The organism is Paraburkholderia flagellata (assembly GCF_021390645.1).
GTDB classification, from domain to species: Bacteria; Pseudomonadota; Gammaproteobacteria; order Burkholderiales; family Burkholderiaceae; genus Paraburkholderia; species Paraburkholderia flagellata.
Window position 1 is genome coordinate 620856 of the sequence record NZ_JAJEJT010000005.1, and the last position, 15738, is coordinate 636593.

Consider the following 15738-nt stretch of genomic DNA (forward strand, 5'->3'; position numbering starts at 1 on the left):
AACAAGATGAGAAAAGTCATTTCAGCTGCGTTGCTGTGCGGCGTGACCATCCCGGCCCTCGCGCAGAGCTCGGTGACGCTGTATGGCGTGATCGATGAGGGGATCGATTTCACCAACAACGTTGGCGGCCACCAGGTCTATGAAATGACGAGTGGCTACGCGCAAGGGAGCCGTTGGGGCTTGAAGAGTACCGAAGACCTGGGGGGCGGGCTGAGCACCGTCTTTCAGCTCGAAAACGGTTTCAATACGGGTAACGGCACGCTTGCGCAGGGAGGCCGTATGTTCGGCCGCCAGGCATTCGTGGGTCTCGCCAGCGAGCGCTACGGCACGCTCACGTTTGGCCGGCAGTACGATTCCGTGGTTGACTATCTCGCACAGACCACGGCGAACGGGAACTGGGGTGGCTACCTGTTCTCGCACCCATATGACAATGACAATACTGATAACACGTTCCGCTTGAACAACACGGTCAAATACGCGAGCCCGACAATCGGCGGCTTCTCGTTTGGCGGTACGTATAGTTTTAGCAACGATACCGGATTTGCAAATAATCGCGCGATGAGCGCCGGCGCGCAATACTCGACTGGTGGGTGGCTTTTCGCGGCAGCGTACCTGCGCGCCGACAACCCGACCACGACCGCAGGCGGCGCCATCGCAAGCTCAGGTGGGTCGCTCGGCCCCGATGGCAATTTTGTTTCGTCTACGCTGCAGATCTTCGGTGCGGGCGTCAACTATACAGTTGGCTCCGCGACCCTCGGCTTCACGTATACGAATACGCAAATCGATCATCCCACGGCGAATGTGGCCTACCTGAGCAGCGCGGAAACGATCCAGCCTGTCACCGGCCCGCTGGCAGGCGGTACGCTCAACGCGCTGAAGTATCAGAATTTCGAGCTCAACGGCAAGTACCAGTTCACGCCGGCCTTCTTCGTTGGTGCAGAGTATGCCTATACGCTGGAACATTACGAGGCGACGACGGGCACGATGAAACCGGACGTCCACACGTTCGGTCTGATGGCCGACTACAATCTGTCGAAACGGACAGATGTTTACCTGCAGGGGGTATATCAGCTGGTGACCGGGGACGCGACAGGTTCGTCGCTCGATCGCGCGTACGTGCCAGGCGCACAAGACCTTTCTTCAACGTCGCGGCAATTGGTCGTGCGCGCGGCGCTTCGCCATACGTTCTGACGCCGGGGCGCATCAAGCTGCTTCGCGCGGTTGGTGTGCATTTGAAACAGATTGCCCGTTCGGTTGGTGGATGCGATTTCGCGTCGGAATCTGACGCGGTACTTGGGAAAATCGGTCGGGCCCAGGCAGCGACATGAATGGTGGGTTTGAGGACTCAATCGGCCGGACGAACGTCCACATCATGTCGCTAGCTATGACCGGTATTGGTCGGATGCGGAAGTCGACCCTTCACGGTCGTTGGCTCGTCGGGACTCAAATGTCTGTAAAGCCAACTAGACCCGCCCTTGAATAGTGGGGTGGAAGTCTGTGCTATCCGCTCCGTTGGGAAGCACGCGGACGTGCCGCGTCGCACCGTACGCCTGCTGCGTTTGGCATTCGCCGACCACCTTCTCCTGTGCCTGCGTGCAAAGTTCGAGAGAACATGTTGCGGACTCTTTCAGCGAAACGTGGCCAAACGTACAGATTTTTACTCAACACCTATGATTGTATTGAGCGTATTTAATTCAGCAACTTCGCCAGAGGAGCGAGCAAAGAGCGAAATTCCCTGAATACGCCGTTAAATCCATGCGCTTGGGATCATTTTGTCCGGGATAGAATCGTGACCACACCCAAAGAGCACCTTGATATGCTCCGCAGTTCGAATTATTGACTCGGCGCCTTCCAGCTATGCATAGCTGCCTCGCTCCGTAACTTCTTGCCCAAAAAGGCGGCCGACAAGGCGGCTGATTAAAATTCCTTGAATTGACCCAAGCCGAATTTTGAATGGAGCGGAAAAATTGAAAACGACTGCCTGTTTGGCTTTCGCAACTGTCGTCTGGAGTTCGATTTTTTGTCTACCTTGTGCGGCGCAAGAGTCGGGAACCGTCAAGCCTCAAATACTTCTTCAGCAAATTGTCGAGGGTATGCCGAGAGGCGAAAAACAGGAACTTCGCGTTTTAACAGCGAGTTTCAAACCTGGCGATAAAACCGTTTTTCATACTCACCGGTTTCCGGTCACAGTCTATGTGCTGGAGGGTGCCTTCACTTTGGAGATGGAAGACAGGGCACCCGTCACTGTTACTCAAGGTCAGGCGATGGTGGAGCCGCCGCACGTGAAGATGACCGGCTATAACCGCAGCACTAGCGATTTGCTCCGCGTCGTTGTTTTTTACACCAGCGATCTGGACACGCCTTTTCTCGATCCAATGCATTGATATCGTCGGGAAGCGAGACCAGATGGGCGCGTAACGTACGAAAATGCGGAATCTCGACGGCAACCCGAACAGCGTACCTCGCCTGCTTTAGTCGCGGTATGGATGCATCCCGCCCCGAGCACGCTAATCGCAAACGCATGCGTGAACTGAGCGAGCTGGGGGTGTTCCCGGGTTTGCGCGCCACACTGCCAGCGCTCAGGTCAGGATCGAGATGCACAGACGTGCGGTCAGTGATCGCGCCTTGCGTCAGGTGGCTGGCGAGCGCGTGCAAAGGTCCCAGCGGGCGCAGAATGTCGCCAAGCGGGCGGCCGTAACGCGAGGGGATGGGCGAGGTCTGAAGCGACCCGTCCGGAAGGATCGGGCTCGGCACACCGCCATACTGGGAATCAAATCCTTTGCGGCTAAAGATGATTTTCAAATGTAGCTCCTGCCCGCCCGGTGGCAGTCTGCTGGCAAGTTCGCTCGCCCGGCTATCAGTGTTCAGATCCTCGCAGGCGCGCGGACATTGCGCGCAACTCGGAACGAACGGCCCGGCGTTCGCGCTCGGCCTGCTGACCGTCTGCGATCATGTTTTCTATGCGCATCATGATGGCGCGCAGCGCGATACGCGAGCCGCTCGCCCGATCGGACGAATCCATTGCGCGCACCGCATCTGCCGCTACATCGTGAAGCTCGCGCAGGTCCCGGTACACCAGTTCGAGCTGGTTTTCGAAGGTTTCATGCATCAGTTTGCCTCGAGCAACGATGTGAGGCCGTCATACACCATCGTGCAATCCGGCGAGAGTTCTGGTCGTCAGGTCCAGCCACAAATGGCGATTTCCAGCAGCAAAACCAGTCGACGGACGACGGCGTACCGGACAAGTGGACATATCTACTATACGTGTATTGTAAGCTGTTTGTATGCGTCGGGATGTCGCCAACAGGCATTTAATTCGGACCGCGCAGGATCGCCGGGCAACGGCAGCTAGGGCCGAGCTAATGTGCGGATAACGCACAGCAGGAAATCGCGAAAAGAGAATATGGTCAATTGGACCCCTGACTCATTTCTTTAACCCAATTTACTCAGGATGCCAAAATAAACCGGAGATGAGTATCCGCGTGATCATGGGCCGGTACGCCTCGTGCACCGCAGCTCCAGCCACCGACCCGCTTGCGGCCTGGCGTAATGTGCTCGGGTCCCTGCCTTTCGCCGTAGGCGCGGCGCGTCCTGGGACTCTTGGCTATTGACCGCTGATAAAAAAGAGGGGAACTTTATAGCTTGCACCAGGTTCGCTTTTGTCTCGATCAGACTGCTACCTGAGGTAATGATGTGGATCTATCGCGTCGATGAGCCGCGTCTCGGAGTCGTTCGAATCCGCGAATGGAGACGCCACGCTCACATTACAGTCAGCCTTCTTGTTCTGCTGCTTTGCGGCTCCGCCGCCGGGCTGGTCCTGCTTGATCAGTCCGATTCCTCTTTCCCCAACAAAGTGTTCACGGCGCTTTGGGATGGGGTCAATCTCGTCACGACACTCGGTGACTTTGCCGAATTCAATCAGCCTCAGAAGATCTTCATGCTGCTGGCCATGTTCGCCACGCTGCTGATCGGTGGATTCGCGGTTTCGAGGCTGACGGGCTTGCTTTCGGGCGATGACGTGATGGCTTATCGGGAGAACAGGGTCATGGAACGCAAGCTCGATCAACTCGCCAATCATGTCGCGGTGGTTGGATTTCATTCACTCGGTGAACTCGTAGCAAACCGCCTGAGGCAGGCGGGGCAGACGGTGCTTGTCCTTGTCGGTGATCAGGCTCAGGCGGACCGTGCGGCTGAGCACGGCCATATGGTCGTGCTCGGTTCTCCGGGCGTGTTCGACGACGTGCTCAGGCTTGCGCGCCTGCACAGTGCCAAGGCGCTGGTCGTGACGACGCCCGACAGCAATAACAATCTGGCCATCACCTTGCTGGCGCATACGCTGAATGCCTCTCTCACGATAGTTGCGCCCGGCGAAAGCCCATTGAGAAAGGGGTTATTCGAGAGCGCGGGGGCATCGTATGTGGTAGTTGCAGATGAGATCGTTGCCGATGCGCTGGTTGGCAGGCTCACAAACCACGTGGAGGCAACACCATGAAACCCATGGTTTCGACGCAGACTCATCTGCATCGCATGCCCTTCCTGCGGGGACTCCTGCCCGTGAATCCCGCGCAACTGCCGCATGACGTCATCGCCGGGATCACGCTGGCAGCCCTTGGTATCCCCGAGGTGATGGGGTACACGAAGATTTCCGGCACGCCAACCGTTACCGGCCTTTACACGATCTTGTTGCCGTTGATCGCGTTTGCGCTCATTGGTGCATCGCGTCAACTGGTGGTCGCAGCGGACTCAGCGACGGCCGCCATTCTCGCTGGCACACTCACGGCGGTCGCGGCATTGGGCAGCAAGGAATATGTCGCTCTCACGAGCACCGTGGCGCTCACAGTCGCCGCAATGCTCGTGGTGGCGCGGATCTTCCGCCTTGGGTTCCTCGCGGACTTTCTCTCACGCAGCGCCTTGATCGGCTTTTTGACTGGCGTTGGGGTGCAGGTCGCCGCAGGAGAACTCGCCGGGCTGATCGGTCTCGCGAAAGAGGGGCATGGCCCAATCATGCAAGTGGCCACGGTGCTGCAACGCGTCACCGAGGCAAACATGGCGACGACTGCGCTTTCGCTTGCCGTGCTCGTGGTGATCCTCGGCTGCAAGCGTATCGCGCCGCGTGCACCGGGCGCGCTGATTGCCGTGATCGGCTCCATTGCCGCGAGCGCAGTGTTCAACTTCTCCGCGCATGGCATAGCGGTAACAGGCGAAGTACCCGGAGGGCTGCCGTCGCTATACCTGCCGCCGTTGCATGCGAACGAAATCAACCAGGTGCTGATAACGGCAGCCTCGTGCTTCATCGTCATCATCGCTCAGAGCGCGGCGACAGCGCGTGCGTACGCCAACCGCTACAACGAGAAGGGCGACGACAATGCCGACATTATCGGCCTCGCGGCTGCGAACGCAGCGGCCGCGTTTACCGGCACCTTTGTCGTGAACGGCAGTCCGACCAAGACTGAGATCGTCGACGATGCTGGCGGCCGCACCCAGGTTGCCCATCTGACCACGGCGGTGATCGTGCTGCTCGTGCTGCTGTTCCTCACGAAGCCGCTCAGTCTTCTGCCTGCACCGGTCCTGTCGGCCATCGTCTTCATGATCGGCGTGAAGCTGGTAGATGTGAAGGGCATGACGGAGCTCTTTCGCATGCAGAGGGACGAATTCGTCGTTGCATTGCTCGCGGCGGGCGTGGTCGTGCTTGTCGACGTGATGCACGGCATTCTCGCTGCCGTTGTGCTGTCGCTGATTGCGCATGCGCGTCACAGCTACCGCCTGCGCACGCGCGTGTTGACGCGCAACCCCGCAGGACGTTGGGTCTCGCAGCCTGTCGCGCCAGATGTGCTCGCGGCGCCCGGCATTGTCGTCTATCGTTTCGAAGCGGACCTGTTCTATGCAAATACGGGCCGCTTCTCGGACGAAATACTCAAACTCGTCAATGAGGCAAGCTCGCCATTGCGCTGGGTGATAGTCGACGCAACGGAGATCAACAATATCGACTATACGGCGGGCAAAACGCTGCTCCAGCTGGGCGCGGAACTTGACCGGCGCGGCGTGGGCATAGCAGCAATCGCAATTCCGACGGGTGTGCTGCGTGAGATCGAACGGTACAAGGCACTGCGAACGCGCGGCGTCCATCACGAAATCTTTGCCACTGTAGATATCGCCATTGACGCACTGCAGGATATTTCGCCGGCTGCATCCGCACCGCCACCTGACGCAAAAAAAGAATGAAGCGCACGCAACGAAACAAAGTCGCTTAGACGTTGAATCCAAAAGAGAGGTGAGACGTGCCAGAATCCGCTACACAACGCTCAGATCCGCAGGCACTGGCGGCGCAGGAAGATCCGTCCACGCTGTTCGCGGGGCGTGGCTCGTTGACTACGCGCGTTGAACTGGGCAAGGCGGCGCGCGCAAAGGTGCCGCGCGCCAGGCTGGCGGAGTGCAAGATCGAGGATCGGGATCCTGTCGCGCTCCTCGACGCGTCCAACGCCGGGCGCGTGACGGAGCTGATACCCATTCGCTACGGACGCATGGTCGCGAATCCGTTCGCCTTCTATCGCGGCGCCGCGCCGCTGATGGCATACGATCTGTCGAAACTGCCACATTCAACTGTGACCGTGCAACTAGGCGGAGATGCGCATCTGGCGAATTTCGGACTGTTCGCAAGCCCGGAGCGGCGCATTCTTTTCGGGCCAAACGACTTCGACGAAACGCTGCCCGGCCCCTTTGACTGGGATGTGCGCAGGCTGGCTGCGTCGTTCGTGATCGCCGCGCGCGAACGTGGATTTGCGACGCGTGACCAGCGCAGCGTGGTGCGCCGGCTATGCGAGACATTCCGCCAACGGGTCGCGGAATTCAGCCGGATGGACACGCTCGACGCCTGGTATTACCAGTTCGAGGCCGCGGGCATGCTGGCCATCGCCGATACGCCGGAGGAAAGAAAAAGGGAACAGGCCGTCATCGAGAAAGCGAGACAGCAGTCGTCGCGTTCCCTGATGAGTCACACAACCGAACTGGTCAACGGCAAGCTGCAAATCAAGGAGGTGCCCCCACTCGTTTATCACGTGCCGCTCGAGAGCCCGCACGATCGCAAACAATATGACGCGCAGGTACGGCGCTTTTTCGCCGACTACCGCTTGACGCTTCCCGATGACAGGCGTGCACTGTTCGATCGTTATGAGCTGGTGGATGTTGCGATTCGCGTCGTGGGCGTCGGGTCGGTGGGGACACGCTGCTACGAGGCGCTTTTCATGGCAGACGGAGAGTGTCCGCTGTTCCTGCAGCTCAAGGAGGCGCGGGCTTCCGTACTGGAGGGTTATTTGCCGCCCAGCCGTTTTCCCAATCACGGCCAGCGTGTGGTGAACGGGCAGCGTTTGCTGCAATCGGCCAGCGACATCTTTCTGGGTTGGTCCAAGATGCGCCATACAGGCAATGATTTCTATGTGCGACAGTTGCGCGACATGAAGGGTGCATTCGACTTCAGTACATTCGACGTTGAAGATCTAGGCGAATATGCGGTTTCCTGCGCCCACGCGCTGGCCCATTCGATGGCGAAAGCGGGCGACCCCGCATTGCTTAGCGGATATATTGGGAAATCGGGTGCGTTCGACCAGGCCATCGAGCAATTTGCGCTCGCATATGCGCAACAGAATGAGGCTGACTGGGCGGTTTTGAAAGCGGCAGTCAAGGCGGGACGCATCCGGGCCACTACTGGTTGAGTTTAGAGCACCCCATTCGAGTAGCGCCGTCGCGTCTAGCCTGTTCCCGTCGAATGCTCTGCTCGGCGGAGCAGAAGTTCCAATAGGCGGCTCCGCTTTATCAAGTTCCCCTGGCGAAGCTGGGCGCCCGGAAATCTTCTGCGCCATCGGCCACCCTCTCAAATCAGGTCGTCGCAGAAACCTGGTGCTATTGTCTCTTGCCTGCTCGGTTGATGTCCGTCGCGCAGCTCGCATGTCGATAAGTGCCCTGCGTTCTGGCCGTATGGCCCCGGCTCCTTGACGCGTCCCCTTCCTGACTGCTCCTGTCCCAGGCTCGTCTGAATCTGCCCTAACACCTCCGCAATCAAAGCACGTTTCCGTCGAAACGCGGCTCGCCGGTTAGAAGGCACCTCGTCGATCTCTCGGTGGTGCATGACACGAGGCAGGATGAAACGATCACCGGACTTCACGCCACCTACTTCACGCCAGAAAGCGTCATAGTCAGCGTAAAACCCTTTGTCCCGAGCGTGTGACACGTGCGAGCCTTTCGCGACAGCCGCGAGCACCGGGATGTTTAGCAAACGGCACAACTCGCAAAGCGCTTCGATCACGGCTGCTTTAGGACGAAGGCCATGACACGCCTTCGTCGCGTCACGTACACATTCGCGATCACTTCCGGCGGGACCCTGTAAGCCGCCAATCAGAAGCACCCACGAAGGCGTCTGCGCCGAGCGCTCGATGCTTACCGTGGCCCAGGCAAGATCGACCCCAGTCCGCCGGTCCATCCACGCCACTGTCAGCAGGCCTTCCCGCCAGCATCGCGTGGGTTCGCGCAGAACGATCTCGTATGGAGGCGTCGACGAAAGAGAGACCGATTCACCAAGCAGATATATGCGGTTCGTGAGCGCACGGCCCAGCATCTGCTCCACGGCCGTAAAATGTCCGGAAATCAGCCTCGCCCGAGTGCTGGCAGACACGTTTGCCTGCCCGAAACGATGGAATGGCTTTTCTGCGAAACGTCGGTTATGCGCGGCGAGAGCCCTCAATAGCGATTGCCTGCTCAACGCCTGAAACCAAAACCATGCTGCGCGTGGATAGATCACGGAATACATGAAAATCCGCCACCTGCGGAAAACTTCCTTCGCACTCGTCCCCGGAGCGAATCTGTGAATTAGCGTGCATGCGTTTGAATATGTCGTCATCAGTTCAACCCAACTGCGGGACGGCACCTACGATGCCAGCGGTAAATACCGTGTAGTCCCAAGACTTGGCCCTCCGCGACACGCAGCGGCCTTACAAAAGTGCGATTCCCGGGTCTCGATGGCGAGTTGCCCGCATGTGCCGTGAAGTCTCGCTCGCTGAGCCAGTCAACTGGACGCTTAGGCTTCAGTTCCACCGCAATCCGCCGCGCGTGTGCCGAAAACGCGCGCCGCATTGTCGAACAATACGAACTCACCAACGCTCTCAATCGAGTGGGCGCTTTCGCTTACTCGACTTGGCTCGCCGTACGAGATCGGTGAGGAGCCACTTCGCGACCACTTCCGGGCGGTCCATGCCAAACGAGGCGACCTTGATCTCCCCGTCGTAATTGACGATGACCGACCCTGCCATCACCCGATACGTGCCGCGGTGCCTCGCGCCGTCGAAGAGGACTTCGAGGGGATTCAGGGATTCGTAAGCGGGAGCACTCATGCCTCTTGCCGATTCGCTACGTGTCACCATGTCAAACTCGCCCTAACACGCGCTGGTTCGACCGCGAAGATCCCGCGCACCCACCCGGAATGATTTTGTGAAACATCGCCTTCTCTATCAAAGTTGATTTGCCTCATTGACAAGTTGATAAATCAACTATATAGGATGATGAAAGCGATTCGTATGCGTCAAGGCGTCGCCAATACCCGCTTAATTCACGCCCCTGGACGGTCGGCCAACTATGCCGGGTAGAGTGAGGTGCTTCTGAAAACCTTGATCGTAGGTATCGGAAGGGAGCTTCACGTTGGAGAAGGGCGCCACGGGCGCCATCGACAACCGGACTGTGGATCCCGTTTCCGGCACGGTTCCCGGCAATGTGGTTCAGACGCTGTATACGAAAGGGAAGAAGCGGAAAAGGCAATGAGTGGGTACGCTAACTGAAGCGGCGTGGCGGAGGTGATAGATTGCTAACTGACTTGCCGTCCCGAATGAGCGGATGTGAGTCGTTCGCGGCTCGAGTTCGCGACCACCGGGTCATGTCGGTACGAAGATCCTCACGAAAGGAGGTGCCATGTGCCGTCCATACATTGCCGCTGCTGCCTTTCTGATTCCAACTCTATCGCTCGCGTTCCAGCCGGTACCTGTTCCGGAATGTCGGGTCGCGGGTCCCGACGCGTCTGCGCAGGAAACAATCGCTGCCGCCAAATGCCGAGCGCGATGGCTCATCGCCGGCGCCTACAACCGGACGGAAGGGGACGCGATGAGCGCAGTTTCTGAGTGCGCCGGAACCTTCGACGAGGTACTCAACCATCGGTTGACCGAGGGGGTGTCCCACGACAAGCTGGTCGTCATGTGCGCCGACACGGCGATGCACATGGGCATCATGAGGCTTGACTAGCCGGGAAGTTCCAATGACTTACGGCCCAGGCAGAAACTGGATGTCTCCACAGCATGCCCTTGTCGTAGTACCGGTATTGTCGGTGTCGGTCAGCAGGCCGCAGCCGGCGATCCGTCCTGGCGGTTCGTGAAAGACTTTCTCATAGTCCTGCACGATGTTGCGCCGGAGGGTTTGCCACTGGCCTGCGTCGCCGGGCTGACCGGAGACGACAATCATCTGAACACGGCCCGTGTGAGGATTGGCAATGACACTGCCTGGCGCGGCCGAGGTCGACCAGATGTACATATCAGCGTCGCGTGTATACGAGGCGAGAAGCGACGCGTATCGATGTCCTGCCGCGCATTCGGGAAGTAGTGCGACGCCTTCGCCACTGGTGCAGAGTTGCGCGTCGACGTGAGCATGACTGCACGACGCAGATCTTGCGCAGGAAGCGTTCAGTGCCGTTCTGCTTTCGCGGAGCCATCTTCTCCGGGCAGGAGGAACAGGCGCTCATCCCATACGACGGGCTGCGGTTCGGATATGACGATCTTCGCAGCGTCTGGATGCGCGGGATTCACAAGGGCATTGGACTCAGCGCGTGCAACGACCGAAGGCACGATCAGGATCGCGGAGCGACATTCCTCCAGCCAGCGGTTGCCGAACTCACGCGCGATCTCGGGGGAGGGGCCGTCCCATCCCTCGGGGAGCGTGGCCGTTGTCTGCCTTTCGATCGGCACCCCATCGGGGACCTGTGCCTCGATCCAGACATGAGTCTTAGGCACCTTGCCGATTCTCGCGTGAACCAGGACCTCCAGCATGGCGCCCGCAAAGGTAAGGGCGCCATAAATAACAGGACGGCCCGGGCTGTTGAACCGGCCGCCGACCAGCATGGCGCCGGTGCCGCTCCAGACCGGATGGCGTCTGTCGGCGATGCGGAAGATCCTCATCAGGCCGGCAGCCCATAGAAGAGTTTCCAGAGCAGTTCTTCAACGCGGCGCGCGCCCAGCTCGGTCAGCGCGACCTCAAGCGGCGCGCGCCCCTCCAGCAGGGGGTGTGGTGTCGCAAGGAAGGTTCGCGCATCCGCCGGGTCGTCCCAGACGTACGCCGCGCTCGCGTAGACCCGCGCGAGTCGCTCCGTCTTTTCGGATTCGTCAGGCGTCAGCCTGTCGCGCCGACGTTTGTAGGTTGCCTCGGGGACTATTCGTGCCTGGAGCGCACGCCTTGCCTCGGCGGTCAGGGCGATCTGCTCGACGCCATTTCGCAAGGCAGATTTGGGCAGGCCTTCAGCAACCTGGGCCTCGAGTTCGGCGATCGAATGCGGAACCGGGCTGAGACCCATGACTGCAGCAATTTTCTCGGGGGATACGAGTTGCATGGTACGCACCCGTCTGTGGTCAGTTGAGCTGTCATTATAGCTCAATTGATCCTGCTCGACAGGAGATAGACCAGGCCGTCTGCGCAGGCGAGGCGAACTGGCACTTTTGGCGCGGATCGACCCCGGTAGCCGCGTGTCCTATCGCAGCGGACTCGATAATCTAGCCGTCGGCCCTGTAAAATCCAGTAAATAATTACAAACGTGCCCATGCTACGATCCCTCGAAACCAGGGAGGGAAGGCATGAATCCAAACCGATTTCGGGTAGGCAGCATCGAATGCGCATTTCGAGCCGTTCCTGCTGACAAACGTTGGACGACACAGATCGTGCTTACAAATCACGGCAAGTCTCCACCAGGAGTGAGCACGATCGACGGCGTAGTGCTTTTCGGGACCGAGGCAGAGGCACTTTCCTTTGCCGAAGGGTTGGCGCGTGATCTGGCCGAATCGCAGTTGAAGTAGCCTTTCCGTTACCTGGTCTGACTGCTTGATCGTCGCGACTGGCGTAGCGGCGTTACTTACGTGCAGCGCCGTCGAAGGTCCGGATATCATGGCGCTCACGATGCGCGGAGATCGCCCCATGAATAGCGCGATGAGTCTTCCCAGTTCTGCACTCAAGCGTTGGAGATGGCTGGTAGTTCCGATTGCGCTCGCTGTGCCGTATGCGGCTCTCGGTTATCTGCTGCTATCGGACCTGTTTGCAACCGAAGGGATAACGGTCTACTACCTGTTCGCCGTAGGCGGCAGTGTCATTCTTGCGTGGCTCGTCAATGTGATGGGCGTTGCCGCACTGCTGGAGCCGCCGAGTTACTGATTTCACAGGCAAAAAAATGCCCGCACAAGGCGGGCTCAATTCCTTTGGAGACCGAGGGATACGGGGATACCCTCTCGACTCACTCTAGCGCACGGCGTCGATGCGCACACCTATCTGAACGAACAGGGCATGCTTCGCCCGAGTTCGCGACGTTGGCGCTGGCGATGCGCGAAGCTTTCAAGAACGTGGTCGCCGGCGGCACGCTCGGGTCCTGATTGGTCCTCTCGGTGGACTGGGTTAGTGTAACCGTATGCGCCGGAATTCTCGCGCACTGCCATATTCCTCGTCATGACCAAACGGGCCAGTATGGGAAAGATCAATCGTCGTTCGCCTTCGATTCGTTCTTCGGCACCCATACAGCCAATCTCTTTTTCCTCATTCTTTCTCGACCGCCATCTAGCTGCTGACCTCCGGACGCGGGCCTTTTGATTCCTGAGCGACCACTACCTCGAAGGTCCGACTGAGTCGCACCAGCGTTCCAAAACTTGCCAACGGGTCACAAAGCAATTCTCCTTTCCCGCTTTGGCCCTTTGTGTTCGTCGCTACCCACCGCATAATGTGCTTCGAGGCCGGCTGCCAAGCCAAAGAGGTAGCGTGCGGCGGAGGTATTCGGCAGAAATTCAAGCCGGTCGAACGCGAACTCGATGCCGTATCATGCCGTGCCGACTACACCTGTGTTCGGCTTGATGACACGGCTTTCAGACCTGCCGTTGATTCTTGCGGGCAATTCATTTTCACTAGCCGTTCCATGACTCGACGTTGAGGACGATACGAGCGACTGGGTTGTCGTCTGCGGTCTTTGGAGAGAACTTGATCTGGGCGAATGTTACGAGACCGAAAGCGACTACCACGAACGCTGCAGACGCTGCGATGCGGCTAATGGATTTCATAGTTACCTCTTTTTGATGGTGTAGCCAGGAACTGGCGAAGCTGTTCGGAGTGCCGAATCACTGCCAGCGGCATATCTGTCAGCAACCCGGCAAAGCCGGATGCGGCCGTTCGAACGCGCTTGCCGGTCGGGAGAGAACTGCGAGGAGGGGCGCCGACCGAGACAGCTCGACTATAAATTGTTTCTAAGCATGCTGATTGCGACAACCCGTCGCAACGGATGCCGGGCCGCGGAAGCCCCATGTCGCAAATCGGCGCAGAACGAGTGACGGATACCCGCACAAGATATGTGTGAAGTCGTAGGCCCGTCGTTAGATACGCTGGACTATGTCTTTCGTATCGTGAGACATCAGAAGCAAAGATAGGATGGAAAACGCCGCGCACCCCAAGGGAACGGGTTCGTGACTCCAAATGTGAGGCAGTCGGCGCACGACGTTAACCAAGCCTAGTGGCTTGCAGAAGACGCTGTGAAGGCTGCGCCTACGCGCAGTCAGTGAGCATAGGAAGACAGTGCGGACGGGCGCCGGCCTCCTCGGCGGAATCGGGTGCTTCCAGGTGAGTGCGCCGGTGCTCAACGTCCAGGTGGCAAAGTCGATGTGCTTCCATGGAGAGCGAATGGGTCATATCAACCCACAAGCGTCACTGATCTAGCTCAGCTGAGCGACGGACCTTGCTGGGATGTGGACATTCGGTTGCGCGACGAGTCGGTTCGTATCCGGTGACGGTGCTGAGGCACCGAGCGCGATCCATTGGTTGACACTTATCGCGTTGAACTCAACCTGTAGAGTGGGCATCACACCATAACAGCCTGCTCGCAACCGTCAGCATGTGACTTCACGCAGTCAGCGATGTCTGCATTGCCCGTTGATCGGCCCTGATCCGGGAGAAAAGGTGGACGTCGTGAAATGCATCCTTCCAGTAGCCCCATTGCCGCATCACACCTTCCTCCACAAATACCAAGCTTCTTAGAAGTCCTATCGAGGCGTGATTGTCGAGGTTCGTTACCGCCTGGATACGGTTGATATCCCAGTGGTCATATGCATGCGTAATCGCCGCGTTTAGCGCTTCACGCATCAATCCCTGTCGCCATGAATGACGTTCCAATTCGAAGCTAATACTTGCTGAATAGAACTTGTAGTCGAATCTAAACCCGCATGAGCCAATGAAACGCATGCCGCATTCCGACACGCTGGCCCAGCGCACACTTATTCCTTCCGCCAGCGCTTTTACCATAGCGGAGACGAGCAGCCGGGCATCGTCGATGCTGTTTAGCGGCGCTATGTCGTAGAAGCGCATCACTTCGCGATCGGACCAGATTTCGAATATCCGTTGGGCGTCGGACATCTCGATTGGGCGAAGCTGAACCCGGGCTGCCTTAGAGACGTCGACTTTGGTAAAGAGTGGGGGCATTGGTTTGTCGCGCGTTGACTAGCTTCGACGAAAAGGGACCGGCAGATTGCGGCAAGCTTTCGGCACTCGGACAATAACGCCCACCACGGTCATAGTTCCTGACTTGCAACAGCATGATCACGAGGCTATCGAAGTGAGCGCCTGCGGGTCTGTGAAGCGGGATTCAGACGTCCGTTTTCGGGTTACGCGGGCAAGACACGGCAGAACTGGGCGACTGAATGAAGCATAGCAGCCAAGTCGGGCCGAGCTGTTCGGCGCCTCAGTGCGGATACTTACCATCTCTTACGAAGGCCACTCTATGTAACCTTTCGTAACCCGAGGGCGCGCAACGATACCGCCAGGTCCCCGCTAAGGGGCAGTGTGGTGATGGAGTTGGAATGCTAGAAGAACCTCTCGCTGCATAATCTCATCGTCGAGCCGTTCGCAGCTTTGTCGCCAGAGATCTAAGGCCCGTTGTTTGCCATAGTACGGAATGCCGCGGAACGTGGGAAGCGCTCCCTGCGGCGCTACACCGCCCATTCATCGACGCTACCGACAGCCAAGCGGCGACACCAACGCATGTTGCCGAGGCAAATCGGCTAACCACCCAATCTACGCATCGGTCCGCATTGCGCCGAACGTCAGCCATTCATCAATTCGCCTCGATCGTCTCTTGTTGGCCGATCGCGCGCGCTCGCCGACTTCGCCGTTAGCTGTCGTTCAAAACATTCCCGGGCACGAGCGGCAGCTTCGTGGCGCCACAGCCCAGCGGGTGAAACCGGCCAACATGAGTCAGTCGACGGTCTGCATCCCCTGCCGCTCCGGCGGCGCCTGACGAACACCAAACGGCCATTCGAACGAAACCACACGCGCAATACCGGCGCTGCGTTCAACGCCAGACACCGCATCTAGCTTCGATGCCAGTGCCAGTTCTTTCCGGACGGACAATGCTATGCATGCGCATTGTTTGAAATCATTGGTGGAACTGCCTTATCACGCGTCCGCGTATTTCTTTTT

Annotated in this window: 15 protein-coding genes and 1 pseudogene; 8 read left to right on the top strand and 8 right to left on the bottom strand. The window is 58.6% G+C overall.

Annotated features, from left to right (window positions below; genetic code table 11):
• Window positions 1-6 precede the first annotated feature (6 nt).
• Both L0U83_RS39270 and L0U83_RS39275 read left to right on the top strand, forming a co-directional pair.
• Window positions 7-1191 (top strand): porin, encoded by a 1185-nt coding sequence (locus L0U83_RS39270; RefSeq protein WP_233889956.1) that lies wholly within the window; start codon window positions 7-9, stop codon window positions 1189-1191.
• Window positions 1192-1967: 776 nt separating this feature from the next.
• Window positions 1968-2384 carry a cupin domain-containing protein gene (locus L0U83_RS39275; RefSeq protein ID WP_233889957.1) on the top strand — a complete coding sequence of 139 codons (417 nt, stop codon included), beginning with the start codon at window positions 1968-1970 and terminating at the stop codon, window positions 2382-2384.
• Here L0U83_RS39275 and L0U83_RS39280 read toward each other — a convergent pair.
• The gene (locus L0U83_RS39280) at window positions 2311-2802 is read right to left on the bottom strand and encodes an Nmad3 family putative nucleotide modification protein (RefSeq protein ID WP_267939832.1); all 492 of its coding nucleotides are present in this window, start codon (window positions 2800-2802) and stop codon (window positions 2311-2313) included. The genes L0U83_RS39275 and L0U83_RS39280 overlap by 74 nt on opposite strands.
• A gap of 55 nt (window positions 2803-2857) precedes the next feature.
• Window positions 2858-3109, bottom strand: coding sequence for a hypothetical protein (locus tag L0U83_RS39285; protein WP_233889958.1), 252 nt, complete (start codon window positions 3107-3109; stop codon window positions 2858-2860).
• Window positions 3110-3688: 579 nt separating this feature from the next.
• Between L0U83_RS39285 and L0U83_RS39290 the strand changes: the two genes are divergently transcribed.
• The 3 genes from L0U83_RS39290 to L0U83_RS39300 are packed head-to-tail and all read left to right on the top strand — an operon-like array spanning window position 3689 to window position 7709.
• Window positions 3689-4492: a potassium channel family protein gene (locus tag L0U83_RS39290; protein WP_233889959.1), complete on the top strand. Its 804-nt coding sequence runs from the start codon at window positions 3689-3691 to the stop codon at window positions 4490-4492.
• Entirely contained in the window at window positions 4489-6222 is a 1734-nt protein-coding gene (locus L0U83_RS39295; RefSeq protein ID WP_233889960.1) for a SulP family inorganic anion transporter, read from the top strand. Before L0U83_RS39290 ends, L0U83_RS39295 begins: the two co-directional genes overlap by 4 nt.
• Before the next feature lie 56 nt (window positions 6223-6278).
• Window positions 6279-7709, top strand: coding sequence for a DUF2252 domain-containing protein (locus L0U83_RS39300; protein WP_233889961.1), 1431 nt, complete (start codon window positions 6279-6281; stop codon window positions 7707-7709).
• A 158-nt stretch (window positions 7710-7867) separates the two neighbouring features.
• Here L0U83_RS39300 and L0U83_RS39305 read toward each other — a convergent pair whose 3' ends face one another.
• Both L0U83_RS39305 and L0U83_RS39310 read right to left on the bottom strand, forming a co-directional pair.
• Window positions 7868-8890 (bottom strand): DUF535 family protein, encoded by a 1023-nt coding sequence (locus L0U83_RS39305; RefSeq protein ID WP_267939835.1) that lies wholly within the window; start codon window positions 8888-8890, stop codon window positions 7868-7870.
• 262 nt (window positions 8891-9152) lie between these two features.
• Entirely contained in the window at window positions 9153-9380 is a 228-nt protein-coding gene (locus L0U83_RS39310) for a hypothetical protein (protein WP_233889963.1), read from the bottom strand.
• Between the two features lie 571 nt (window positions 9381-9951).
• Here L0U83_RS39310 and L0U83_RS39315 point away from each other — a divergent pair.
• Window positions 9952-10278, top strand: a complete 327-nt coding sequence (locus L0U83_RS39315) for a hypothetical protein (RefSeq protein WP_233889964.1) — start codon at window positions 9952-9954, stop codon at window positions 10276-10278.
• Between the two features lie 18 nt (window positions 10279-10296).
• Here the strand turns inward: L0U83_RS39315 and L0U83_RS39320 are convergent.
• The 3 genes and pseudogenes from L0U83_RS39320 to L0U83_RS39330 all read right to left on the bottom strand — a co-directional run.
• Window positions 10297-10563, bottom strand: a pseudogene (locus L0U83_RS39320) (DUF3047 domain-containing protein); the annotation flags it as partial.
• 149 nt (window positions 10564-10712) lie between these two features.
• Window positions 10713-11204 carry an RES family NAD+ phosphorylase gene (locus L0U83_RS39325; protein ID WP_233889965.1) on the bottom strand — a complete coding sequence of 164 codons (492 nt, stop codon included), beginning with the start codon at window positions 11202-11204 and terminating at the stop codon, window positions 10713-10715.
• On the bottom strand, window positions 11204-11632 hold the full coding sequence (locus tag L0U83_RS39330) for an Xre family toxin-antitoxin system antitoxin (RefSeq protein ID WP_233889966.1): 429 nt from the start codon (window positions 11630-11632) through the stop codon (window positions 11204-11206). The genes L0U83_RS39325 and L0U83_RS39330 overlap by 1 nt, the downstream gene beginning before the upstream one ends.
• A 241-nt stretch (window positions 11633-11873) precedes the next feature.
• On the opposite strand from L0U83_RS39330, the gene L0U83_RS39335 reads away from it, so the two are divergent.
• Both L0U83_RS39335 and L0U83_RS39340 read left to right on the top strand, forming a co-directional pair.
• Complete coding sequence (locus tag L0U83_RS39335; RefSeq protein ID WP_233889967.1) at window positions 11874-12092, top strand: hypothetical protein; 219 nt, start codon at window positions 11874-11876, stop codon at window positions 12090-12092.
• Window positions 12093-12222: 130 nt separating this feature from the next.
• Window positions 12223-12444 (top strand): hypothetical protein, encoded by a 222-nt coding sequence (locus L0U83_RS39340; RefSeq protein WP_233889968.1) that lies wholly within the window; start codon window positions 12223-12225, stop codon window positions 12442-12444.
• A 1722-nt stretch (window positions 12445-14166) separates the two neighbouring features.
• Here L0U83_RS39340 and L0U83_RS39345 read toward each other — a convergent pair.
• Window positions 14167-14742, bottom strand: coding sequence for a GNAT family N-acetyltransferase (locus tag L0U83_RS39345; RefSeq protein ID WP_267939838.1), 576 nt, complete (start codon window positions 14740-14742; stop codon window positions 14167-14169).
• Window positions 14743-15738: the final 996 nt, after the last annotated feature.

Coding starts and splice junctions, on each gene's coding strand:
- L0U83_RS39315 (WP_233889964.1), top strand. CDS start 9,952: ATGTGCCGTCCATACATTGCCGCTGCTGCCTTTCTGATTCCAACTCTA.
- L0U83_RS39325 (WP_233889965.1), bottom strand. CDS start 11,204: ATGAGGATCTTCCGCATCGCCGACAGACGCCATCCGGTCTGGAGCGGC.
- L0U83_RS39290 (WP_233889959.1), top strand. CDS start 3,689: ATGATGTGGATCTATCGCGTCGATGAGCCGCGTCTCGGAGTCGTTCGA.
- L0U83_RS39305 (WP_267939835.1), bottom strand. CDS start 8,890: ATGACGACATATTCAAACGCATGCACGCTAATTCACAGATTCGCTCCG.
- L0U83_RS39330 (WP_233889966.1), bottom strand. CDS start 11,632: ATGCAACTCGTATCCCCCGAGAAAATTGCTGCAGTCATGGGTCTCAGC.
- L0U83_RS39295 (WP_233889960.1), top strand. CDS start 4,489: ATGAAACCCATGGTTTCGACGCAGACTCATCTGCATCGCATGCCCTTC.
- L0U83_RS39285 (WP_233889958.1), bottom strand. CDS start 3,109: ATGCATGAAACCTTCGAAAACCAGCTCGAACTGGTGTACCGGGACCTG.
- L0U83_RS39310 (WP_233889963.1), bottom strand. CDS start 9,380: ATGAGTGCTCCCGCTTACGAATCCCTGAATCCCCTCGAAGTCCTCTTC.
- L0U83_RS39270 (WP_233889956.1), top strand. CDS start 7: ATGAGAAAAGTCATTTCAGCTGCGTTGCTGTGCGGCGTGACCATCCCG.
- L0U83_RS39340 (WP_233889968.1), top strand. CDS start 12,223: ATGAGTCTTCCCAGTTCTGCACTCAAGCGTTGGAGATGGCTGGTAGTT.
- L0U83_RS39345 (WP_267939838.1), bottom strand. CDS start 14,742: ATGCCCCCACTCTTTACCAAAGTCGACGTCTCTAAGGCAGCCCGGGTT.
- L0U83_RS39335 (WP_233889967.1), top strand. CDS start 11,874: ATGAATCCAAACCGATTTCGGGTAGGCAGCATCGAATGCGCATTTCGA.